Annotated in this window: 21 protein-coding genes and 1 tRNA gene; 12 read left to right on the top strand and 10 right to left on the bottom strand. The window is 56.7% G+C overall.

Features of this window, described 5'->3' with window-relative positions:
* Window positions 1–52: 52 nt before the first annotated feature.
* Both D8M23_RS03330 and D8M23_RS03325 read left to right on the top strand, forming a co-directional pair.
* Window positions 53–880: a DUF4253 domain-containing protein gene (locus tag D8M23_RS03330; RefSeq protein WP_126853688.1), complete on the top strand. Its 828-nt coding sequence runs from the start codon at window positions 53–55 to the stop codon at window positions 878–880.
* A gap of 74 nt (window positions 881–954) precedes the next feature.
* The gene (locus D8M23_RS03325; protein ID WP_126853686.1) at window positions 955–1,797 is read left to right on the top strand and encodes a DUF4253 domain-containing protein; all 843 of its coding nucleotides are present in this window, start codon (window positions 955–957) and stop codon (window positions 1,795–1,797) included.
* 123 nt (window positions 1,798–1,920) lie between these two features.
* On the opposite strand, the gene D8M23_RS03320 is transcribed toward D8M23_RS03325, so the two are convergent.
* Window positions 1,921–2,922: a GNAT family N-acetyltransferase gene (locus D8M23_RS03320; RefSeq protein ID WP_126853684.1), complete on the bottom strand. Its 1,002-nt coding sequence runs from the start codon at window positions 2,920–2,922 to the stop codon at window positions 1,921–1,923.
* Between the two features lie 245 nt (window positions 2,923–3,167).
* On the opposite strand from D8M23_RS03320, the gene D8M23_RS03315 reads away from it, so the two are divergent.
* Window positions 3,168–3,998: a DUF4253 domain-containing protein gene (locus D8M23_RS03315; protein WP_126853682.1), complete on the top strand. Its 831-nt coding sequence runs from the start codon at window positions 3,168–3,170 to the stop codon at window positions 3,996–3,998.
* A 34-nt stretch (window positions 3,999–4,032) separates the two neighbouring features.
* Here D8M23_RS03315 and D8M23_RS03310 read toward each other — a convergent pair whose 3' ends face one another.
* Genes D8M23_RS03310 through D8M23_RS03300 form a run of 3 tightly spaced genes read right to left on the bottom strand, consistent with a single transcriptional unit; the run spans window position 4,033 to window position 6,111 of the window.
* Complete coding sequence (locus D8M23_RS03310; protein WP_126853681.1) at window positions 4,033–4,695, bottom strand: energy-coupling factor transporter transmembrane component T family protein; 663 nt, start codon at window positions 4,693–4,695, stop codon at window positions 4,033–4,035.
* Window positions 4,688–5,503 carry an energy-coupling factor ABC transporter ATP-binding protein gene (locus D8M23_RS03305; RefSeq protein ID WP_126853679.1) on the bottom strand — a complete coding sequence of 272 codons (816 nt, stop codon included), beginning with the start codon at window positions 5,501–5,503 and terminating at the stop codon, window positions 4,688–4,690. Before D8M23_RS03305 ends, D8M23_RS03310 begins: the two co-directional genes overlap by 8 nt.
* 5 nt (window positions 5,504–5,508) lie before the next feature.
* Window positions 5,509–6,111: a biotin transporter BioY gene (locus tag D8M23_RS03300; protein WP_037234386.1), complete on the bottom strand. Its 603-nt coding sequence runs from the start codon at window positions 6,109–6,111 to the stop codon at window positions 5,509–5,511.
* A 249-nt stretch (window positions 6,112–6,360) separates the two neighbouring features.
* Between D8M23_RS03300 and D8M23_RS03295 the strand changes: the two genes are divergently transcribed.
* Window positions 6,361–7,959: an ABC-F family ATP-binding cassette domain-containing protein gene (locus tag D8M23_RS03295; protein ID WP_006887339.1), complete on the top strand. Its 1,599-nt coding sequence runs from the start codon at window positions 6,361–6,363 to the stop codon at window positions 7,957–7,959.
* Between the two features lie 705 nt (window positions 7,960–8,664).
* Here the strand turns inward: D8M23_RS03295 and D8M23_RS03290 are convergent.
* The 4 genes from D8M23_RS03290 to D8M23_RS03275 all read right to left on the bottom strand — a co-directional run bounded on the left by D8M23_RS03290 (window position 8,665) and on the right by D8M23_RS03275 (window position 11,456).
* Window positions 8,665–9,390, bottom strand: coding sequence for a metal-dependent hydrolase (locus D8M23_RS03290; protein ID WP_006887132.1), 726 nt, complete (start codon window positions 9,388–9,390; stop codon window positions 8,665–8,667).
* A 333-nt stretch (window positions 9,391–9,723) separates the two neighbouring features.
* Window positions 9,724–10,686: an SURF1 family cytochrome oxidase biogenesis protein gene (locus D8M23_RS03285; protein WP_126853677.1), complete on the bottom strand. Its 963-nt coding sequence runs from the start codon at window positions 10,684–10,686 to the stop codon at window positions 9,724–9,726.
* A 67-nt stretch (window positions 10,687–10,753) separates the two neighbouring features.
* Window positions 10,754–10,981: a hypothetical protein gene (locus tag D8M23_RS03280; protein WP_006887165.1), complete on the bottom strand. Its 228-nt coding sequence runs from the start codon at window positions 10,979–10,981 to the stop codon at window positions 10,754–10,756.
* Between the two features lie 31 nt (window positions 10,982–11,012).
* On the bottom strand, window positions 11,013–11,456 hold the full coding sequence (locus D8M23_RS03275; protein WP_006887209.1) for a DUF3099 domain-containing protein: 444 nt from the start codon (window positions 11,454–11,456) through the stop codon (window positions 11,013–11,015).
* A gap of 240 nt (window positions 11,457–11,696) precedes the next feature.
* Here D8M23_RS03275 and fabG point away from each other — a divergent pair, with 240 nt between their 5' ends.
* The 6 genes from fabG (at window position 11,697) to D8M23_RS03245 (ending at window position 16,812) form a co-directional block, all read left to right on the top strand.
* Entirely contained in the window at window positions 11,697–12,413 is a 717-nt protein-coding gene (gene fabG, locus D8M23_RS03270) for a beta-ketoacyl-ACP reductase (RefSeq protein WP_094757791.1), read from the top strand.
* Window positions 12,414–12,465: 52 nt separating this feature from the next.
* Window positions 12,466–13,209: an SDR family oxidoreductase gene (locus D8M23_RS03265; RefSeq protein WP_006887106.1), complete on the top strand. Its 744-nt coding sequence runs from the start codon at window positions 12,466–12,468 to the stop codon at window positions 13,207–13,209.
* Window positions 13,210–13,325: 116 nt separating this feature from the next.
* Window positions 13,326–14,111: an ABC transporter ATP-binding protein gene (locus D8M23_RS03260; protein ID WP_126853673.1), complete on the top strand. Its 786-nt coding sequence runs from the start codon at window positions 13,326–13,328 to the stop codon at window positions 14,109–14,111.
* Between the two features lie 64 nt (window positions 14,112–14,175).
* The gene (locus D8M23_RS03255) at window positions 14,176–15,054 is read left to right on the top strand and encodes a TrmH family RNA methyltransferase (protein ID WP_094757793.1); all 879 of its coding nucleotides are present in this window, start codon (window positions 14,176–14,178) and stop codon (window positions 15,052–15,054) included.
* A 174-nt stretch (window positions 15,055–15,228) separates the two neighbouring features.
* The gene (locus tag D8M23_RS03250) at window positions 15,229–15,489 is read left to right on the top strand and encodes a type B 50S ribosomal protein L31 (protein WP_006887159.1); all 261 of its coding nucleotides are present in this window, start codon (window positions 15,229–15,231) and stop codon (window positions 15,487–15,489) included.
* Between the two features lie 174 nt (window positions 15,490–15,663).
* On the top strand, window positions 15,664–16,812 hold the full coding sequence (locus D8M23_RS03245) for an LCP family protein (RefSeq protein ID WP_126853671.1): 1,149 nt from the start codon (window positions 15,664–15,666) through the stop codon (window positions 16,810–16,812).
* Between the two features lie 118 nt (window positions 16,813–16,930).
* Here the strand turns inward: D8M23_RS03245 and D8M23_RS03240 are convergent, their stop codons facing one another.
* On the bottom strand, window positions 16,931–18,190 hold the full coding sequence (locus D8M23_RS03240) for a hypothetical protein (RefSeq protein WP_126853669.1): 1,260 nt from the start codon (window positions 18,188–18,190) through the stop codon (window positions 16,931–16,933).
* A 271-nt stretch (window positions 18,191–18,461) separates the two neighbouring features.
* On the bottom strand, window positions 18,462–21,125 hold the full coding sequence (pepN, locus tag D8M23_RS03235; RefSeq protein WP_126853667.1) for an aminopeptidase N: 2,664 nt from the start codon (window positions 21,123–21,125) through the stop codon (window positions 18,462–18,464).
* Between the two features lie 240 nt (window positions 21,126–21,365).
* Here pepN and D8M23_RS03230 point away from each other — a divergent pair.
* Both D8M23_RS03230 and D8M23_RS03225 read left to right on the top strand, forming a co-directional pair.
* Window positions 21,366–21,451: transfer RNA gene (locus D8M23_RS03230), tRNA-Leu, on the top strand.
* A gap of 256 nt (window positions 21,452–21,707) precedes the next feature.
* Window positions 21,708–22,556, top strand: coding sequence for a hypothetical protein (locus D8M23_RS03225; protein WP_126853665.1), 849 nt, complete (start codon window positions 21,708–21,710; stop codon window positions 22,554–22,556).
* The last annotated feature ends 68 nt before the right edge of the window (window positions 22,557–22,624 follow it).

The following is a 22,624-nucleotide window of genomic DNA, read 5'->3' as shown; positions in this document are numbered from 1 at the left end:
TAAAACTTCGGTAGGGTAGTGTCATTCCCGCACAACTGACGAAAGGCTCACCATGGCGGCAGGCATATACAAGAAGTTCGTTGAGCTTTTACCCTACCCGCTGCATCTCATGGAGAACCCTACCCGAACGCAGGATGTAATGGGCCCCTACCGCGAACTTCTCAGTGAAGGAGCCCGTGAAGGGTTCACACCCGTGATCCTAACCCTCACCGAGGCACTGCTAGAAGCAATAAGGATGAACCTCGCAGACTGGGCGGGCTGCTCCCAAGAACAGACAGACGCCCGCACCCTTACCGCCTACACACAGCAGCTGGTTGAGAAGCACCGTTCGGCGCTGCGGGGCACCACCACGACGGATATAGCGCAGCAAGCTTTCGCCAGCACTCACCCCGCCGCAGCTGCCGCGCTTTTTCAGGGGGCCGGTGGGGGACTAGCTGATTTCTACGATCACCCCGATTTCACACTCCATAATGACGCCTCAGATAGTGAACCGGTTTTCCTCGCAGCCCACCAGGTTGAAGACGGCATGGCGCAGCCAGGTTCCTTGATCGTCATAGCAAAAATACCCGCCCAGCATCCCGCCGATATACCCGCCTACCTGCCTACCGGCGGCTGGAATAACTGCCCCAGCACCGATACCCAATTGGCTATCGCCCACTACTGGTACGAGAAATACGGGGCGTACATAGCAGCGGTAGGAGGCGATAAAGAGCTGGAATTCAACGTCACCCGACCCAGTACCAACCCCGAAGCCACAAAACGGTTAGCGGCAGAACAGTATATTTTCTGCCCCGAACTAGTTGGGCCTATCTGCAGCAGTTTTGAGGAACTGGCACAGGGGATATACCGCAACCGTCAATGGTACTTTTGGTGGGAATAACCAGACGTGTAGCACAGGGCTGCAACATTCTGTAGGGTTTTAGTAGCAATAATCGTTATTGGAAGGAAAGAACAGTGCCTGAACAAACTCCCACTGAGGTATACGAACAATATACCCGCATCTTCCCCTACCCGCACGAGCGTATCACCGAAGGTACTTCGGCCGAGCAGATCATGGGCCGCTACTACACGCTGCTGGCTCAAGGGAAAGAACAGGGGTATGTGCCCGTATTTGTTCGCATCACCGACACCTTGCTTGAAGACATTCTTTTCAAGCTTGCAGATGAGCATAACCTGCCGGACGAGCTGGATCTCATAACCCCAGATCACGCCCGAGCATACACCCACAATATGCTTGAGAAATACCGTGCCTCCCTCAAGGATTTATCTGTTGAAGAGCGTGGGAAGAAGGAAATTGCGGAAAACCTTGACCTGTTTCTTGAGGACGAAGAAGCCTTTTTCCGAAACATGGTGGAAACTTTCAAAGAACCCTCGTTCCTGCCTGACGGTATAGAGTACACTGAACAGCCGGTATTCGTTACCATCAACTCGTTTGAAGGCGGCGATAACATAACTGAAGGTGAACTTCTGCTGGTTCAGGTTCCAGCCGATAACCCTGCGGATATTCCCGCTTACCTGCCCTTTGGCGGGTGGAATGACTGCCCCGACACCGAAAGTCAGCTGGCATTCACTCATTACTGGTACCAAAAATACGGTGCGATACCCGGACTGCTGGACGGGCACGACACGCTGGAATTCTATGTTGAACGCCCCGTGACCGACCCTAATGAGGCAAAACAGCTGGCGGTTGAACAATTTGCGTTCTGCAGCGACGCCCCGACGCAGGTTTTTGACAGTTTTGAGACGCTAGCGACCGCTATCCACCACAGCAAACAGTGGTACTTCTGGTGGGACTAAGACCCCACCCAACGGTAGCTGCCATGAAAGCAGTTTCGGCGGGGCGGCCAGTACGAAAATATCGTATTTCGTGCCGATAGCCGCCCCGCACGGGGGCTTTGGCGGCTGAATGGAAGAGGACGGCTAGAAAGCGCGTTCACCCACCCACACGTAGGAACCTACAATAGTGCGCCCCACCCCTAACGCGTTACGGAGTGAGGGCGCATTGTGCGGGTGGATCGTCCCCCAAAGTGCGCTGCCTTGGTTTATGGCAGTGCTGTGACTGATGCTGTTCATGCCGTGCCACAGTACCGCATTCGCCAGTTTCTGCCCCAGAAACGGTGCATCCAGGCAGATCTCCTCAACACTGTACCCGTGCACACCCTGTTCGCCGCGTGCCGCGAACGCCAGCACACCCGCCTGTGTCTCATCCACCAGCACCTGCCGTAAGAGGCCATCGGAGGCCGCATCGGCTAAAGACTGGGCGTCCTGCGGGGTGGCCCATTCCGGTAAGTCTGGTTTAATCTCGGCAATATCCGCGTAAATACGTGTGCATAAGGCGGCGGCTTCCCCTGAGCTGATTGGGGCCAACTGTACCCGCGCCACATTTTTCGGTGCGGGGCGCTCAAGCAGCGTCTTCAGCGCACCAGAGACAAGGTGCATATCAAAAGCTGAGCCTTGCGCACCGGTCGTTTTCCGCAGTTCAGACAGCAGATGATCCGTGCTGCCCGGAACGAAAAACCGCGCACATACAGGCCTGAATTGTGCATATTCGCTCAGCACTAGGCGTGTAAGGCGGGTGATACTGTGCGCATCGCACGGGATATTGGTGGCCACCACATCCACGAAAGGCCGTTCCAGATTTTGCCCCCGGTACCGGATACCCGTTAAGGCCCGGTACTCGTTTACCCCGGTATCGGTGGGGAGCTCAATGACTCGGTTAGCCCACGCTTGCGGGTCCTTAGGGGCCTCATACTCTAGGTTCGGGGCGACTGCGTCCCGGTACTGCTCACCGAACGTTAGGGAGGTACGCTCGTGAACCTCGGCGGCAAAATGCTCAGACCGCCTTGAACGTAGAAGGTCTGGTTCGGAGGTGGCGATGCTCCAAGCGCCCGGGATTAGCTCATCTATGGTAGTTTCTGACACCTTCCCAGCATACCCGTAGGCACACCGCAGAACAGAACCGGGCGAATAACCAGTTACTTAGCCAGTAGCGTACTAGAATTATGCGCCAAATAACTCCCAAAAATTAGGTTATTTAGAGAGGTTTGGGGTGGGACAAGGAGCGTATAAAGCCGCCCAAAAATACCCCAAATAGGCAGGACCTTGAAAACAGCGCCGAAACCCTAAAAACCGGGGTAGACTAGGGAGAACCAATCATCGGAGAAACCATGCCTGAGCCCTACGATCGTTTCATAGCTTTATATCCTTACCCCCACGAACGTATCCGACGCGGCGAACCGCACGAAGAGCTCAACCGGCGTTATCTTAACCGTTGCGAGAAAGGCCGTGAGGAGGGGTTCACCCCCGTTGTGGTGGCCCTCGACCAGACCCTACTTGGCACCATGCTCAACAACATTTCCGTGCGTACCGGAGTCCCCTCAGAATCTGTAACCGCTGAGCAGGTGCGGCAGCACACGCACACCATTATTGAGGAGTACCACAGTGCGCTAGCTGGTGCTTCGGTTGAATCTCTCGCCCACGCAGCTTTTGAACGGCTCAGCCCCGACACGTTTAAGGGCAGCTACCATGAGCTGATTGAGGGGGAAGCGCTTATTATACCCGGCGAGTACGGTACGGAGGCTACCGCCGTGCAGCCCAAACCGCTGACCCTCATGAGCGCCTACATTAATGAGGAAGCAGACACCCAAAATAGTGACGCGGCGGGGGAGCTCATACTTCTTGATATGCCGGTCACTGAACCAGCTGAGGCCTTAGCATACCTGCCCTTCGGGGGGTGGGTTGGGTGCCCTGATGCTGCTGACTTTATGGCGATCGCCCACTACTGGCAGGAGCGGGACGAAGCGGTACCGGCTGTAGTTGCCGCCCAATACACAGAGTTCTACACACCTGAACCCGTTAACACCACACTAGACGCCGCTATTTTGGCAGCAGAACAGTGCATGCTCAGCCCCGCCATGCTCACCGACGTATACCGTGGGTTCAGTAAGCTCTCTGAAAGCCTGTACGGCAGCCACAACTGGTACATTTGGTGGCGCTAAACACCTGGGACGTGCACGCCTCCTAGCAGCAGGGTTACTCATCTAACCCGCGTGCGGCAAGAGCATCACCGGTTTTTTGCGCATAATCAACGGTCTGCACGACGAGGGGAGTAATCAGCCGCCACGTGGATTTAGCCGGTAACCCGCGTGCGGCAGCGGCTTTTAGCAACGTTCCCCAACGGTCCATAATCGCCGGAATTGACCGTATCATAAGCCCGATTGCTAGACCCAGTCGTTCGGGCCGTACCCCCACAAACCGCAGGGGTGCGCAGAACGTTACAACCCCATCAATAAGTACTGGCAGCGGGGTACTGGTGAGGATAATCCGTGAAGCAAGTGTGGCCGCTAGGAGCGTGGCAAGCACATCCGCGCCAAGGGCCCACCCGCCCCACAGGGCATAGTAGAACGCCAGGAGTATGAGAAGCCACCGCATGGCGTACAGCATCCGCAGCAGCTCCATTGTTTTTATACCCGCACTGTAGGCCAGTATGAGGCACACCGCGCATACCCCGAAGGCTACCTGCCACCCGGTGAGCGCAAGCAGGAGCATAAAAGCTGCGAAAAGGCACGCCTTGAGCCACAGCGGTACCCGGTGCACCGGTGTTGCTAAAGGACGGTATGAACCGATGAGCGCGGCACCCGGGGAGAATTTAGCCTGAAAACTACCGCCGCGTTTGGGGCGTGTGCGTTTACTCATCGTCGCTTCCTAATGTATCAGCGGCACCTCCGCGGGTGTGCTCATGGGGGAAGCCGTGGGAGCACCAGTTACGGTATGTGCGCACGGTGTCTGCGGCGGCACCGTGCGCCATGAGCCGTCCTTCGTGAAGGATAATCGCCTCATCGCAGGCGGCAGCCAAGTTAAGGTCGTGGGTGCTAATCACCAGCATCTGGTTCAGCGTATTAAAGTGGCGCATGAGGTTCAGTCGATTCCGCAGGTCTAAAAGTGTTGTCGGCTCGTCAAGGAGCAGCACCCGCGGGTCGGTGGCCAATACGCTGGTGAGCGCTACCAGCTGTTTTTCCCCGCCGGAGAGCGAGAACACGCTCTGATCCTGCTTGTCCTCTATTCCGCGCTGCGCCAAAAGCTCGTGGGCTTTATGCAGTCGCTGCTTGCGGGTCAGGGTGGGGTTCCGGCGCAGGCTCAGCTCAATATCTTCACGCACGGTGGGCATAATAAGCTGCGCGGCGGGGTCCGAGAAGATCATACCCACCTGTTGCCGTGCTTTGTGCGGGTGGACGAGCGCATCCACCCCATTGACCTCTACCGTTCCTTCTGCGGGGTGCACCAGCCCATTAAAGAGGCCCAGAAATGTTGATTTTCCGCTCCCGTTAAGCCCTAATACCGCGGTGCGGGGTGCCTCAAGGCGCACTGTCACCGAGTCGAGGATGCGCTGGTTCCCACCGTCGGGGAGGTCAACGGTAACGGTTACCTGGTGAGTGCGAAGATAGCAGGGGGTATCTGCGGCTTCCTGCGAAGTCTCTGTTACGCGTCGTCGTGAGAAGAACACCGGTGTTACCTAGCTGTTTTGGCGGATGCGCGCCCAGCCAGTGCGGGGAACGCTCGGTGAACCGCCGCCGCCGCGAGAGCCGCTACGATCGCTTTGGCGGAATCAGGCAGCGCGAAAGATATGACGATACCAGCTGCTTTTTCGAAGGGCATGCGCCCGTTGAATATGAGACCGATGAGGCCACCGGTTGAAAGCGTCACGAACCCGATCATCGCTGCTGCCGCAAGTAGTATCACGGTAAGTGCCGGGTTGAGGCGGCGGCGCACTACCAGGTAGGCCACCACCCCGGCAGCGAGTGCCCCAAAAGGGTAGCCGATGAGGTATCCGCCGGTGGGGCCAGCTAGTGAGCCGAAGCCTGAACCACCCTGCGCAAAAATAGGCAGGCCCAGGCACCCCATAAGAACGTAGAGGCTGGTCGCTGCGAAGGCACGGATCCCGCCTAGAACGAGGGCGGTCACGTAGATCGCTAGCGGGCCTAACGATAGTGGTACGGGTACGCCTGCGATCGGTATGGAAAGCGGCCCAAGTACCGCTATGAAAGCTGCGAAAACGGCTACTAGGGCAAGGTTACGGGCTGAGGATGGGCGGTACGGGGTGGCTGCAGACATGCGTTGGGGTCCTTAACACTTGGTGGATAGAAATTTATTTGAACACTGTTCAAATTATAGAGGTAGTACTAGAGCCTTCGTGTATAGGCCTGTAAAAACATGTCATATAACGGTGCCTAGTTCGTACTGAGCACCGTCGTACCGCCATGCGAGTCTGAAATAGCCCGCATGGTGCGCCATCGCGTAAACTTGAGAAGTTGCCGCCATAGTTGGCATCTGTCGCGTACCCCACCCGAAAGATCCTGCATCGTGATTTCCGTACAGAACCTTGAACTTCGTGCTGGCGCCCGCCTGCTCATGGAAGAGGTCACTTTCCGTATTGATAAAGGCGATAAGATTGGGCTTGTAGGCCGCAACGGAGCCGGTAAAACCACCATGACTAAGGTGTTGGCCGGGCTTAATCTACCGGCGGATGGCACCATTACCCGTTCCGGTTCAATCGGCTACCTGCCGCAGGACCCCAAAGTGGATGATATGAGCCAGCTCGCCAAGGATCGTATTCTTTCGGCCCGGGCATTGGACGGTGTAGCGCGGAAGATGCGCCAGGCTCAAGATGATATGGCCAGCGAAGACCCGACGGTGCGTGCTAAAGGTATGCGCCGCTACGATAGGTTAGAAGCCGAATTTATTGCTGGCGGCGGTTACGCGGCGGAGTCTGAGGCTGCGGTCATTACATCCAACCTTGACCTTCCCGAACGGGTACTTTCCCAACCCTTGTCGACCCTCTCGGGCGGGCAGCGCCGCCGCGTGGAGTTGGCGCGCATCCTCTTCTCAAACGCAGACACGATGTTACTTGATGAGCCCACCAACCACCTGGATGCTGATTCTATCCTGTGGCTGCGAGATTTTTTGAAGAACTTTTCGGGTGCTCTGCTGGTGATTAGCCACGACGTGGAGCTCATGGAACTGGTGGTAAACCGGGTGTTTTATCTTGACGCAAACCGGTGCGTGATTGACCAGTACAACATGGGGTGGAAAAACTATCTGATGCAGCGTGAGCAGGATGAACACCGCCGTAAACGCGAGCGCGCCAACGCCCAGAAGAAGGCGAACGCGCTTTTAGAACAGGCCAATAAGATGCGTGCGAAGGCCACGAAAGCGGTGGCTGCTCAGCAGATGATTAAGCGCGCAGAGCGTCTTATGCGTGGGGTTCAGGAAGAGCGTCAGGTCGATAAGGTTGCGGCGATTCGTTTCCCTGACCCCGCTCCCTGCGGTAAAACCCCGCTTTCTGCTCGGGGGCTGTCGAAATCCTATGGTTCGCTTGAGATTTTTACAGACGTTGATTTGGCTATTGACCGGGGTTCACGGGTGGTGGTGCTGGGACTCAACGGTGCGGGTAAGACTACCCTGTTGCGTATGCTGGCGGGTGCGACTCAGCCGGATACAGGTGAGGTGGTGTATGGTCACGGGGCGAAGCTGGGGTATTTCGCGCAGGAGCATGAAATTCTTGAGGGTGAGCGCACTGTTTTTGAGAATATGAAATCTGCTGCGCCGGATCTGGATGATACGCGGGTGCGCACTATCCTTGGTTCGTTTCTTTTCTCAGGTGATGATGTTGATAAACCGGCCGGGGTGCTTTCGGGTGGGGAGAAGACCCGCCTGTCACTGGCTACACTGGTAGCTTCTAGCGCGAATGTGCTGCTGCTTGATGAGCCGACGAATAACCTTGACCCGGCTTCTCGGGAGGAGATCCTGAATGCTTTGAAAGCGTACACTGGTGCCATTGTGATGGTCTCGCATGATGAGGGGGCCGTTGAGGCGCTGAACCCCGAGCGGGTTTTGCTGCTGCCGGACGCGGTGGAAGATCTCTGGTCGAAGGACTATCAGGATTTAATTTCGTTGGCGTAGCACGCCGAAAACGGAGCCACATTATACCCGCCCGCCCTGGTTTTCCACTGGGGCGGGCGGCATCTGTATATCGTGTGTGTCTCTGAAATACGGGGTGCACCACGGGGCGGGTATTTGGTGCAGTTGAGCTGCGAAGAGGGGTTGCGTTTCTACGATTTAGTGTTGCTTTGGGCCCGTATCACCGTATTTTTGAGAGTTTTGCTATGGGGTTTGCCGGAGAGAGTATTGGTTTTGAGATATTGGCTGCGGTAGTGATGGCAAAAACCGCTTGCGATTGTGGGTTTTCCGTATAAAAATCCGTTGTATTGTCGTTATATTGCGGACAGTAATGTGGGTTTCTGGAAATATCGGTGTGTGTCTGCCTACATTTTGGGTTTTTGGCTGGAAAACCAATACTGCACGGGTCTACACTGGATGTGTTCCCGCTGATGCGAGGACGCAAAAGCAAAAGAAGGGGCTTGTCCTTGTAGGTCAAGCAAGCATATTGGGACAGGATTCCTTGTGCTGACAAAAGGAGAACATATGCACAACACTGAGTACGAGAAGTACCCCACCTCCGGTGAAGAGAACGTCGAGGTCGACGTCCACTGGCCCATCCAGGACGCATAAGCCGGAGAAGCTATAAAGGATTCGACGCCCTGCCCATCGTTTTGATGAGGCGGGGCGCTCCTGTGTCTTCTTGTGTCTGTGCAACGTTCCCAAAGGTTATTGATGTATGCCCAGCCCGGCTGTCTGTAGGGGGTAGGGGATGAGGCCACCAAGTGCGGCCGCATACCAGCCGATATAGAGGGTCAGTAACAGCACCAATCCTTTTTCGCGGGCGCTGCCAGCATCACCCAGAAGCGGTAAGGCCATGTAGCCACTTTTCTTCCAAAGTGCCGAAGCAACCGGAGGTTTAAGGATGATGGGGTATAACGGCAGAATTCCTCTGGTGGTCAGGGCATCTCCTATGAGGTGTATGGTTGCCCCTACTGAAATAGCCCAGGGGAGTAGGCTGAGCGAGCCGGTGGTGTAAGCGGCGTACCCCAGGATAATGGCCCCAATCCAGCCGCCTGGTGCACCGAGAACACGCAGAGCTAACCCACCAGAGAACCCCGCAAGTATGAGCGAAACCCAGGGGACACCCTGGTAGGTGAGCTGAATACTGAAGTATGCGATAGCCCAGAAAGCGATGAGTCCTATCAGTGAATGGGTGCCTTTTCGGTGCCCACCGCTTATAGCGCCCACCACGCGTGCAAGCCAGCGTGAAAGTGGTGGTATGGAGTTGGCAATACTGCCGTTGTGGTGATCAATATCGGGTAGCATACCCGCGCCAGCGCAGGCAAGAGTGGTAACGATCAGGGTGGGTGTATCGGGCACCTGCACCACACCGGTTTCAGCAAGTATGAGCCACCCGGCGGCCGCGCTCACGGTGTGCGAGTAACCCATCATAGGCGAAACCTCTTCGAAAATACTTTGCAAAAATCTTTTCTAAACAGGACTAACTATAGCAGGTTTTCGAAGTAAAATTCGATACAAATATATGCATGATTATCCGCGGTAGGAACGGTTAGAAAATACGTTTTACTAGGACAGTCAGCGCCGGGAATAAACGGAAAGAACATATAGCAGGGGAACGCTGCAGGGTGGCTGAGTATCTTCAGGCGGCATTGACGCAGACACCTCATACCCTACCTTGTTCGTCAATGAAAGAAATGGTGTTTACGCCTTTCTGCGGACCCTCGCAACACGCCGCCGGGTGTTGACCGGTTGGGCTTGCAGTTCTTACGAGAGCCCATCCAAAAACGCGTCTTCCTCTTCTTCATCGGTGGGCCGGGAACGTTTCCTTGCGGGCCTGGGGCGTACGATCGACTTCATATGCGAGGGCATATCATCAATCATCTCCATTTTGCGAAGCACCACAGCCTCGTCTTCCTCACCCACGTAGGTGCCGTCCTCGTTGTAGAACTGCCCGTAGTAACGTTCCAGCTCCGCCGCCACCTGCGCATCCAGCTCATCGTTGCGCACTTTCTGCCGTGCACTCCAGAAATACACCACATAGATCAGTACCGCGAAAGCATACCACTGTAACGAGTAGGAAAGGTTCGGCCCATTATCTAACTCGGGCTGCGCTTTCTGCTGCGGGCGGCGGGCAGCGGCTGGGTTCTCAACGTCAAGCAGCCCGTAGGCGCCAGCGCTAACTGGCAGTGAGGTGCGTTCGGAGATTTCCTTCAGGTCAATAGAGGCCACCTGCCCCTGTGGTGCTTCTTTCCCCGTGGCAGATTCCCCATTATGCACGCGCGCGACGATACTCACCTGCCCCTGCGGCGGGGCGGGCACTTCCTCGCGCGGGGCCGCGGCATCCGATGAGCTGGCGGGTAACCAGCCGCGGTTTATCACAATCACCTGCCCGTCATCGGTGCGGAAAGGAACCAGCACCTCAAAACCGTTTTGCCCCTCATAGGGCCGGTTGCGGGCCAATAGGGTCTTCTCGGGAAGATACTGCCCACGCATCTGAACCGGATGCCATTGAGTATTAGGGTCGTAGTCTGTAAAGATCCGGGGCTTATCCTCCAGCCGGTAGGGGTCAGCATGGTAGTTCTGCACGATCAGAGAATTACGCCAGTCAAGAGCCTCCTTACGGCTCATCTGCCACCCCGCCAGGTACACGCACAGCACAGAAAACAGCACACACAGGATGAGAGCTAATATCCATTTGCTGGTGAGCAGAAAACGGTATGTGCGCATGAATCCTTCCGGGCGGTGATAGAACAGAAACAGAGTTAACAGTACAGTGCCGCTGAGCGGGTGTCAGCTACTGTGGAAACGGCAGGGTCTGCTTCCAGAACTGGCGTTCTTTAAGATAATTCTCTAACCATGCCGTATGCTCGTCGCAGGCAAGCCAGATTTTACGCCGCTGTGGGGTATGGATTTTTGGATTATTCCACAGGATCTGGTGGGTAGCCTCGGTAGTGCACCCTTTACGGGAACAGATATCCCCAGTGGGTGCTGCATCGCCTGAGAGCGAACCTAATAAGTCCACTGCTAGCCCCTCCTCACACTTTACTCTGCGACTAGGCCCGGTCAGGTCCAGCCGGGTGTGCCTGTAAATCAATGACCTCGGAGGTATTGTACGACGGCTTCCCAGAATCTTGTTCCTGCATGCTGGCGGTTAATGCCGGCTGGGGGACATTATGCTTGTAGGGAACGAAACCACTATTGCGGTTTTTAGCTTCCCCATTGGCGATTACAACAGCCGCCCACGGCAGCACCGCTGAACCGGCTACAAACGCCCACCGCATCCACCCGTCCACCAGTACCGCGCAGACAATACACACCACTCGCAGCGACATTTTAAAAATGTACTCGCGGGAGCGTTTATTAACCCGCTGCGAAAGCGGCTCATCCGCACCGGTAATACAGTATGCGTCATCTTGCTCCGCCTGATCTTCAGGGGTCTGTTCTAGTCGGTACCCGTGGTCGGCAAGGTCTTCAGCCGTCCAGTATTTTTCGGACACAGAATCCCTCCCCTTTAGCGCGTCGTGTGTGCTGTATCCATCTGTTGGTTGGGTGCGCCACACCCCGCTGCAACAGTTCGGTGCGGCCCTCAAAAGCCGCCATGTCTTCCAGTGTAGACCCCGTGGAACACTTTCAGCGTAGACCTGCAGAATATGAAGCGTTAAGAGTCCCGCCCGGCAGGCTGGGCATAAACGGCGTAAAATATTAGAAGACCAATAAGCCTACCTGTAGGGAAAATAATGAGCGAAACCACCCCCAAAACTGTTCTCGTGACCGGCGGTAACCGTGGCATCGGCTACGAAATCGCTAAAGAATTCAAAGCGGCGGGGCACAACGTATGCGTAACCTACCGTAGCGGGGACGCCCCCGAAGAGTTTTTCGCCGTCAAAGCCGACGTGCGTGACAGTTCAAGCATCACCGAGGCGTTTAAAACCATTGAGGAGCAGTTCGGCCCGGTAGAGGTTCTTATCGCCAACGCGGGTATCACCCGTGACACCCTGTTACTGCGCATGAAGGAAGAAGACTTTACCGACGTCATCGACACGAACCTCACCGGCTCCTTCCGGGTAGTTCAGCGCGCCATCAAGGGGATGCTTAAACTCAAGCGGGGGCGTATCATCCTGGTGTCTTCCGTGGTGGGCCTGTACGGTTCACCGGGGCAGGTGAACTACTCCTCCTCGAAGGCCGCACTGGTAGGAATGGCACGTTCCATCACCCGCGAGTTGGGCGGGCGTAATATCACTGCGAACGTGGTCGCCCCCGGATTTATTAACACCGCAATGACCGAGGTGCTGCCAGAAGAGACCAAACAGAACTACCTCGATACCATCCCCGCCAAGCGCTTCGCCGAACCGGAAGAAGTTGCGCGCGTGATTCGCTGGCTCGCATCCGATGAGGCAAACTACATCTCCGGTGCGGTCATCCCCGTGGATGGCGGCCTGGGAATGGGCCACTAGCACACCACACATCATTAACCACCGTTTTCGTTCAGCAAAGGACTCATAAGCTATGGCACAACTGACCGGCAAAACCGTTATCGTCACCGGCTCCTCCCGCGGGGTGGGTGCAGACACCGCACAGATTCTCGCAGCCGAAGGGGCGAACGTGGTGGTGAATTACCGCTCCAAAGCACCACGCGCCGCGAAGATCGTCACCTCCATTGAGGAAGCAGGCGGTAAAGCAATCGCCGTGCAGGCTGACGTCACCAATACCGCCGACTTGCAGAACCTGGTGCAGACGGCGGTAGACACCTACGGTTCCCTTGACTACCTGGTGCTTAACGCATCCGGCGGCATGGAGAGCGGCATGGGCGAAGACTACGCGATGCGCCTGAACCGTGACGCGCAGCTTGAACTGGCGCGCCTAGCAGCCCAGAAAATGCCTGCGGGCGGGCGTATCGTGTTTGTTACCAGCCACCAGGCACACTTCATCCGGGAAGTTCAGACCATGGCAGAATACCAGCCGGTCGCCGAGTCAAAACGGGCGGGGGAGGACGCCCTCGTCGCAGAAATCCCGGCACTTGCGCAGAAAGGCATCTCCCTCGTTATTGTCTCTGCCGACATGATTGAGGGCACCGTTACAGCGACCTTACTCAACCGTCTGCACCCCGGGGCCATCGAGGCCCGCCGCGAAACTGCTGGGAAGCTCTACACGGTTAACGAGTTCGCCCACGAGGTCGCCAAAATGGTCACCGCAGAGGTTGAGAGCGGCCACGTGGAACTCGTCGGCGGCGCACGCGGGTTCATCGACTAGCCCGTACCACGCACCCGCCCAGTACCGTGTACGGGTGGAAGATACACCGGCCGGTTCGTGGCGGGGCCACCTGAGAGCATCCACACTATCTAGAAATTCACAGCAGAGAAGAAAACATGAGCACCGTACTTAATCTTCACAACGTTAACGTAGTACGCGGCGGGCGCAACATTCTTCGGGATGTTAGCTGGTCCGTGAACGAAGGCGAACGCTGGGTTGTCCTAGGCCCTAACGGGGCCGGTAAGTCCACCCTCTTATCGATTGCTGCAGCCCGGCTGCATCCCAGCGGCGGGGAGGTTGAGATCCTGGACGAGACCCTCGGGGCGGTAGACGTCTTCGAATTACGCCCCCGTATCGGCATCTCCTCAGCAGCATCTGCCACACAGATCCCCGGACACGAGAAAGTGTCCGACGTGGTGGTGACCGCCGCCTATGCTGTTTCGGGCCGGTGGAAAGAAGAATACGAGGCGATGGATGATGCCCGCGCTACCGAGCTGCTGGCTGATTGGGGTGTTGAGGCCCTCGCTGAGCGCACTTTTGGTTCTCTCTCCGATGGTGAACGTAAACGTACCCTCATCGCCCGTGCCCTCATGACCGACCCGGAGTTGCTGCTGCTGGATGAGCCCGGGGCGGGTATGGACATTTCCGGCCGTGAGGACCTCGTGGAACGTCTGAGTGCGCTAGCTGCCGATCCTTACGCCCCGGCAACTGTGCTGATTACACACCACCTCGAAGAAATCCCCGCAGGGTTCACCCACGCTTTGCTGCTGCGTGAGGGGCAGCTGGTGGCTGCCGGGCCGATCGCGCAGACTATTACTGAGGAGAACCTGGCGCGCACCTACGGTATGGACCTGGCCTTAACCACTACCGCCACCGGGCGTTACAGCGCCTTTAAACGCTAAATAGCAGCCCTGTCGCTGGGTGTTCCCGTCATACGACGGGAACACCCAGCGACAGGTGCAGCATATGAAAAGCATGAGAAAGAAACAACTATCCGCAGCCGATATTGCCGCCCGAACAGAGCGGGTGCACGCTATTTCTTCCGTGGTTCCGTTGGAGCAGGCCCCCGAACAGGCTCTGCAGTACTACACCCACCTGACCGATGTGAAATTACGTTCGGTACTGGAACCCCAGTGGGGTATTTATATTGCTGAGTCTTCCAAGGTAGTGCGTCGGGCGCTCGACGCAGGACACCAGCCGCTCTCATTCCTAATGAGTGAAAAATGGGCCGATGATCTTGCGGACGTGCTGCGGGCACACCCCGAAGTTCCTGCCTATGTAGGTCCGGAACAGGCGTTAGAGGGTGTCACTGGGTTTCATCTGCACCGCGGGGCGCTGGCGGTGATGGCCCGCCCCGCCCCGGTTCCTTTAGAACAGCTGGTGGCTGAGGCCTTTCGGGTGGCTATCCTTGAGGACATTGTGGATCACACCAATGTCGGGGCTATTTTCCGTTCCGCTGCCGCCCTTAACGTGGACGCGGTACTCGTAAGCCCCCGCTGCGCTGACCCGCTGTACCGTCGTTCCATTCGTGTTTCAATGGGAACCGTTTTTCAGGTTCCCTGGGGGCGCTTAACCAGCTGGCCGGATGACCTTGAGCTACTGCACAGCATGGGGTACGAGACCGCCGCCCTAGCATTACACCATGATTCTCTCACCCTTGAGGAACTATCAAGCAGGCGCTACCCGAAACTGGCGCTTATTATGGGCACTGAAGGGCATGGGCTGTCGGCGCGGACTCTTGCTGCCGCGAAACACACGGTCATGATCCCCATGTCTCACGGGGTAGATTCGCTCAATGTGGCTGCCGCCTCGGCTGTAGCGTTCTGGGAGACCCGCCCGCGTTAGTGAGTGAAGCGATAAAAACCTGGGTGTGCGCACCCGTCTGAAAAGTGATACTCTTGATGCTGGTTGTGTGCGCATCAGCGCCCGAGAACAACCGTTTGATGCGCTCAAGCACATCATACCTACCCCATCCATATAAGGGCTGCTGGCAAAATCCAGTGGCAGAAGAAGGTAAAAATGAAGGCAGATATTCACCCGGAATACGGCCCGGTGTTGTTCCGAGACCTCGCATCTGGCAAGGTTTTCCTCACCCGTTCCACCATGACCTCCGCTAAGACTGAGAAGTGGGAAGACGGCAATGAGTACCCCATTGTAGAGGTCGAGATTTCCTCCGAATCTCACCCGTTCTACACCGGTAAGCAGCGCATCATGGACTCCGCAGGCCGCGTCGAGCGCTTCAACGCACGCTTCGCGAACTTCGGCAAGAAGTCCTCCTAAATTTTTCGTTGCACTAAATAATTTCTCATGCACCCCGTAGCCGCAGACGTCGCGGGTACGGGGTGTCTTTTCACATACACATCCCCACACTATGGGGCAGGCACATCAGCTATGCGCCGGAGCCGATGGAGGCACCTGCAGGCGCCACAAAATTTCAGCACATAAAGGAATATCATGAGCGGAACACTCACTCAGGCTCTTCGCACCACACCCAGGAAAAAATGGGTTAAACGCTCCCTTATAGCTTTGCTTATTATTATTCTGGCCCTACTCTTGGGGGTCGGGTTTTATATCTGGAGCATCGGGCACACCTGGGATAGCCAGACTCAGAAGTTTGACTCGATCACTGACTCTCAGGACGGTCTTGATAACCTCAAGAAATCCCTTGGTGACCCCCCAGCAGCCCCCACCTTCACCGGGCCCGAAGGTAAGGACCCCAAATCTCTCGCCAGTGAGAAAGATCAGAATGGTGACGGCATCCTTGACACTGTTGAAGGCGGCAAAACCCGGGATATCGTTGATAGCCCCGGCACAGATATCCTGCTTCTAGGGAGCGATTCTCGTGCTGGCTCAGCCGATGCCGCTAAAGTCAGCGGACAGCGTGCCGATACTATTATGCTCATGCATATCCCCAAAGACGGTTCGGGGGTGTACCTGATCTCCATTATGCGTGATAGCTGGGTGAATATCCCCGGGTACGGCAGCGCAAAGGTGAACGCCGCCCTGAACTACGGTGGTATTGGGCTGCAGGTAGCTACCATTGAGCAGCTGCTGGGGATCAAAATCGACCATGTGGCTGAGATCGACTTCACCGGATTCAAAGACCTGACCAACGCCGTCGGCGGGGTAGACGTTCAAGTACCCGTCGCCTTTAAAACCGGGGTGTGGTCGTACACCCCCGGCACTATGCACATGGACGGCAGTACGGCGCTGGCGTTCGTGCGTGAACGCTACTCTTTCGCTGCCGGTGACTACCAGCGTGTACGCAACCAGCGCGCCTACCTGCGGGGCCTGTACAACACCCTTAAAGCTCAGGGGGCGCTGAGCAGCATCGGGAAGTTTAAGACGGTTGTAGATTCCCTCAGCGGCTACCTGACTGTTGATAAGGGCCTGGACTCCTCACAGGTCGCTAACCTGGCGGCCCCGGTGATTACGAACGGATCCACCGCAATGCACATGATGAGCCTACCCAATGCAGGGCCCGGGTGGTCTATGGATGGGCAGTCTATTGTTCTGGTGGATCAGAAAGTGAACGCCGATCTTACCCGTGCGCTGCAGAACGATAAGATCACCGATTTCACCTCCGTATACGGTGAAGACTAGTCGCGCAGCGGAAGGCTAACGCTCGGCTGGTGTCTAGCTATGGCATACATGAAGGCCCCCATCCCCGGTAATATAACCTGGGGTGGGGGCCTTCACTCGCGTAGAACCGCAACGGGCTTTAGCGGCGCGCCGTATTAAGCGGCTTCTCCGGTTTCTCCTGCTGTTGTTGGGCCTCTTTCTGAGCCTCATAATCGGTGTATCGGATGACTGATGGGCTTACCGCCATCTGACGCCCAACATACAGGGTGGCTAAGACCAGTACCGCCCCCAGTGCCATAATAATGAAGCCCACCACCAGGTACGAGAATGCCACGATCAAGCCGATTAACAGCGCAGCCAAACCGGTGACGCTCATAAGAGTCAGCAGGCGGCGGCGCTCGCCCCGTACGACGGCTTCGGTGCTGTCCTCCTGCAGCCCCTCAGCCCTGAGAGTCTCAGGAGCAGCGGTCTCAGCGGGGGCACCTCCACCGGTGAGCGCGCTCATGAATCCGCGTCGCTTCTTCGTTGTTGATTCCTCAATAGCGGAGCGGTTATTCTCACCTTCAGTGGCAACATATGCGTCAGGAACCTCATAGGCCACCCCTTCGGGGAGCAGCTCAGGAACATTATTCGGCAGGGTACGGTACCATTCCGCCGGGATCTCGCTGGCTCGCAGTGCTTGAACCGTCAGTGAAAGCTCCAAGCTATTGCCACGGATAGTACCCCAGGCGCTTGTGAGGCGGTTACGGTCATAGGCATACTTCACCACGGGAGCTAGCTGCGCGGACATTTGTGTGCTTAGCCGGCCCACCAACTTACGGTCGTGGAGCACCTCAACTGTGTCGATAAGACGCCCATCTGAGAGCTTCATCTGGTTCGCCTCAAGGGTCAGAATCACACGCCCTTCACCATTGGGGGGCAGGATACTGTGCAGGTACTCTGAATGGTCTTTCTCATCAAGAACTTTCATTGACTGCCCCTGCGGCAGCAGGGCCGCTCGTGCGGGGGCCTGGTTAATGGGGAAGAGCGAACCTGGTGCTGAAAGCGACAACACACCGTAGCTTTCGATGCGGGTGCCCTCACCGACACGGCGCGCAATGGCTGAGAGCTGCAGGTGAACTACCGGAACGTAACCTGAAGCAACTACTCGCGTTATTGGCTCCCAGTATGCGGCTGAATCCTTAACACTCATTCGGCCAACTTTGAGCTCGTCAATGTACACGGCGATACTCTTAGGCTCATAAGGATTATCTGGTTCTGGTACGAGGTGGGCCTCTCCGAACCAGATGCGCTCGCGGTCAATGTGGAGTTCTTCAAAGACTTGAAGGGTTTCGGCCTCGTAGTAGCCATCGGTAACAATCTCGACGCTTCCGCGGTCACCGAGGATGTAGTCGACCAAAGTAAACTCCTTATATTTATGTGGATACATTTATCGGGTGACAGATAATGCTTCTATTCTCTCATGTTTTTGAGACTGAGCCGAACAGAGGTGCAGCAAAAACTGGCGATTCTCTGACCCAAAACTTTTTGCGATTTTAACACCTGTGACGAGTCGTGGACGCGGTACCTGGTATGCCGCGTAAACACCGGCAGTACGCAGATGCCCGGCCCTCGCCCCGGTGGGGTGCGCCGGGCACCTGCGTCCATAAGGTGAGTGAATACACAGGTGTTTAGTGTGTCGCGTTGAACTTCTGCGCGTTCAGGTTACGCCGGGTAAGGTCTTGGGCCTCAAGGATGAGGCGACGTAACGCTGAGGGGGCTTCGGGGTGCTCCCGCAGCCAGCGTTCGGCGAGGGCTACCGGGGCGGTGTTATCCACGTCTAATCCTGCGGCTGATCCGTGGCCGTAGGAGATGCGCGGGTAGAGCCCACGTACGATACGGGTAGCCATCCCAATGGACCGGGACTCCCAAATATCGCTCAGCGCCGCGAAGTAGCTCTCGAAGTATGGTTCACGCAACTCATCGGGGCCGAGGCGGAATCCGTTGGCGGTTGAGGAGAGGGCGTCGTTTGAGAGGGTGCTGTCTTCCATAACTGTACGGTATGCCTCTGCCTTGTGCTCGGCCTGCGGTAATGCCGCGAGCGCGTAAGCGTAACCATTGGCTGAGATGGAGGAGGGGTTGTAACCGGCAGCCTGCTCCAGCTCAGCGACGTTCACAAGGTTCCGTTCGGCGAGGGCACCAAGGGCAGCCCAGCCGAGGTTCTGGTCGTAGGGTATGCCTGTGGCCACTGCAATGTCTCCGGTGGTGTCTTCAAAGGCCCCGCGGGCGATGTCGCGGCACGTTTCTTCGCCTTGGGTGGCGACGCCGCTAACCGTGATGAGGGCGCGGAGCAGGATGAGCTGCGCATCCGAGCCGGGGGAGGCGGCTGCAAGGGCGGTGCTGAAGGCATCATGGAGTGCGTTGTAGAGGTTTTCCCGTTCTGTTTGGGAGGCATAGTTCGCTACCGCCGTTTGGGCGTGGGAGACCATGCTGCCAAGCAGGGAGGCGCTGGGCTCGAGGGACACGTTGCGCACTACTGCATCTACGAAGGTGCTGACTGGCAGGCGGGCATCACGCACATTCTCCCAGAGTGCGCCCCAGATCAGCCCGCGAGATAGCGTGGATTCGAGGGTGGATACACCAGCGATTGCAGACTGCAGCCCATCATCGTTAGTGAGCGCCACTTTTGCATAGGTGTGGTCTTGGGCGTTGAGCATGAGCAGGTCGGCTTCACCCACCTGCTTTTTGTGCTCATCGGCGAGCTCAACCCGGTGTTCTGTGATGGGCTCACTGGGGTATTCCAGGGAGAGTACCCCTGTTGAGACCAGCCGGTTCTCATGCTGGCGGAAGGTCTCTAGTTTGACCACATGCGGGCGCCCCACCCCTGCGGGTATACCTTCGGGGAGCTGCTGGGTGAGGTACAGGTCGGTGAGTTGCCCGTCGGTTCCGTAGACGCGGCGGGTTCCCAAAGTTGAGAGACCTGAGGTTTGCAGCCAGGCCCGTGACCACGCCTGCATATCCCTGCCGGATACTTCGTTGAGTACGGACAGGAAATCGTTGAGGGTGGTGTTCGCCCATTCGTGGCGTTTGAAGTACACGCGGGCTGCTTCGATGAAGGTGTCGAAGCCCACGTAGGCGACCAGCTGTTTGAGGGTGGAGGCCCCTTTAGCGTAGGTGATGCCGTCAAAGTTTTGGCTTGCCGCCTCAAGGTGCGCAATGTCGGCCACAATCGGGTGGGTGGTGGGCAACTGGTCCTGCTGGTACGCCCATGCTTTGCGCTGGTTGGCGAAGGTGACCCAGGCGTCTTTGAACCCGTTGGCTTCGATAGCGCCGAGAGTGCCCATGAAATCGGCGAATGATTCTTTGAGCCAGAGATCGTCCCACCATTTCATGGTGACTAGATCGCCGAACCACATGTGCGCCATCTCGTGGCAGATGGTGTTGGTGCGCCCTTCCAAGTCATCCTCGGTGGCACCAGAAACAAAAATGTAGTCTTCGGTGAAGGTCACCATACCCGGGTTTTCCATGGCGCCAATATTGTATTCGGGCACGAATGCTTGCTCATACTTGGGGTATGGGTAGGGGTAGTCGAAGAGGTCTTGGAAAAAGTCCAGCCCGTTTTTGGTGACCCGGAAAATATTGTCGTAGTCGAAATGCGGTTTGAGGGAGTATCGGCAGTAGGCAACCAGCGGCACGTCTCCACTGTTGACGGTGCTCTTGGGGCGGTAGGTGTCGGTTGAGGTGAAGTATTCTCCGGCAAGAATCGTGGTGATGTAGGTGGAGATACGTTCAGTGGGGGCAAAAACGCGTTTGGTGATACCCGAATCGGTGGGGTCGGGCACTTCCTTTTCAAGCACCCCGTTAGAGCTGACCACCCATTCTTTGGGGGCGGTGACCCGGAAATTGAAGACAGCTTTCAGGTCGGGCTGCTCAAAGTTCGGGAAGACTCGGCGGCAGTCGGCGGGCTCGTACTGGGTGTAGAGGTATACGCGCTGATCGGAGGGGTCGATGTAGCGGTGTAGGCCCTCCCCGGAGCGCGAGTAGTAGGAGCGCCCATGAATGGTGAGTTCGTTGTGTTCGGCGAGGTTCGGCAGTTTAATACGGGATCCGTCAATGACTTCGGCGAGGTTCAGGTGGGTGCCGTTGAGCCTGACTGAGTCAATGGAGTGGTGAATGTAATCGATGAATGTTTCGGCTCCAGCTTTGGCGTCAAACCGTACGGTGGTAACAGTGGGGTAGGATTCTCGGGTCTCGTCCTTGGCGTGGGTGAGATCCAAATGCACGTGGTATGACTCTACGGTGAGTAGCTCTGAGCGGTGCGCGGCTTCTTCGCGGGTAAGGTTCTCATTCTTCATAGTCTCTATTCTAAGCTTCTGTGCGGTGAGGAAATGAGCGTGTTGAGACGGCGTGGCGCGGTACGGGTTAGAGTACGCCATAAACGGTGCGGGAAATTCGGGGCGGTCATGAAACCGCCCACAACACCCCGCAAACAGTGGTGTATAACACGTCTATTTGATTTGCGTGGGTGCGGTAAAGCCCGTAAAGTATTACATGTTGCTGTGGGCGGCCACTCTGTGAAGGCCCACAAGTCACCTGCGCGGGTGGCGGAATAGGCAGACGCGCTAGCTTGAGGTGCTAGTCCTCGTATTAGAGGGTGGGGGTTCAAGTCCCCCCTCGCGCACTAAGACCTTGAATAGTTAAGGCAGAAAAGGGCCCCAGTAGTTACACTGGGGCCCTTTCTTATAGACCATGTTTTCATACCTGCTCACCTTGTGCTCCTCACCCCAATACATAACCCTAAGGCTAAACTGCATAGTTTGCGGCGGGAATCGTTGTCATGGATGCTTAAAAGTAGTTCTGACGAGAATCCAAAATTTCAGGCATATATCAGTTGCTAACCTGACAAAGAGAAACCACTAAAGATAGGGGTATTCCCGGTGAAAGCTTACGATATTACGTTTGATATTACGCCCCAGAACCCCACACGAACCTGGTCCTACAACCCCCAGAACAAAACACTAGTTGCCGAGCAGGCGGCAGTGACCGAAGCAGGCTGGTTAGGCTCTCGCGGCCCAGGCATTAGTGACGAACAGTGGCCGCGAAGCCCCCACACAGGGCTCCCCATGCAACACATCTTCACTCTGCACCTACCGGAACCATACCGCAGGCGCGGCCCCGAATACGTGGCGGTATCTTTCTTCGCGGGAGATTCGTGGGAAATCATCCAAGAAAAACCCCCATTATCGTTGACAGAAAACAGCGACACCCCGCTCACAACGCAGCTGCGACAGTACCAGCCGCACCCAATGTTCCAAGAACTACACGACTCCTTAGACGGTGTTTTTGGGCTCCTTTACCTAACCCGCGAAGAGTTCTCGGCCCGCAGCAACGGCCCCACCAACCCGTACCGGGAAGGTGAACAATTCATTATTCTTCCACCGCACCAGCGCACCCGGCTCTTCACCCAGTGGGGCGCCGCCCACCCCACCCAAGCGCTCGGACTGGTATACCGCCCCGACCCGAATGCGGGAGTCCCGCCCGCCGATGACGGAATTAACGGGTACGAAGACCCCTGGGACGAAGAAACCGGTGATTTTCGAAACTGGGCCGACCCGCTCTTCTCCAAATGCCACCTAGGCGGCACCGCCTTACCCGGACAGTCCCTACCGCCAAGGCTCAGCGCCTACTACCTGGAGATCACCGAGATGGGTGTTCTTGAATTCGGAGACTGCGGCAGTGCCCAAATCGATCTTGATAACAATGTTTTTGGCTGGGCCTGCGGCTAGAAGAACACCCCAAAAGCCTCCAATCTTCTGAAATCACACATCCCCGTACCTCCACCCGCCCAACCTGC

The sequence above is a fragment of the Rothia sp. HSID18067 genome (assembly GCF_003989445.1).
GTDB lineage: Bacteria > Actinomycetota > Actinomycetes > Actinomycetales > Micrococcaceae > Rothia > Rothia aeria.
Note: the sequence above shows the minus strand (reverse complement) of the source record. Positions and strands in the feature narration are given on the sequence as shown.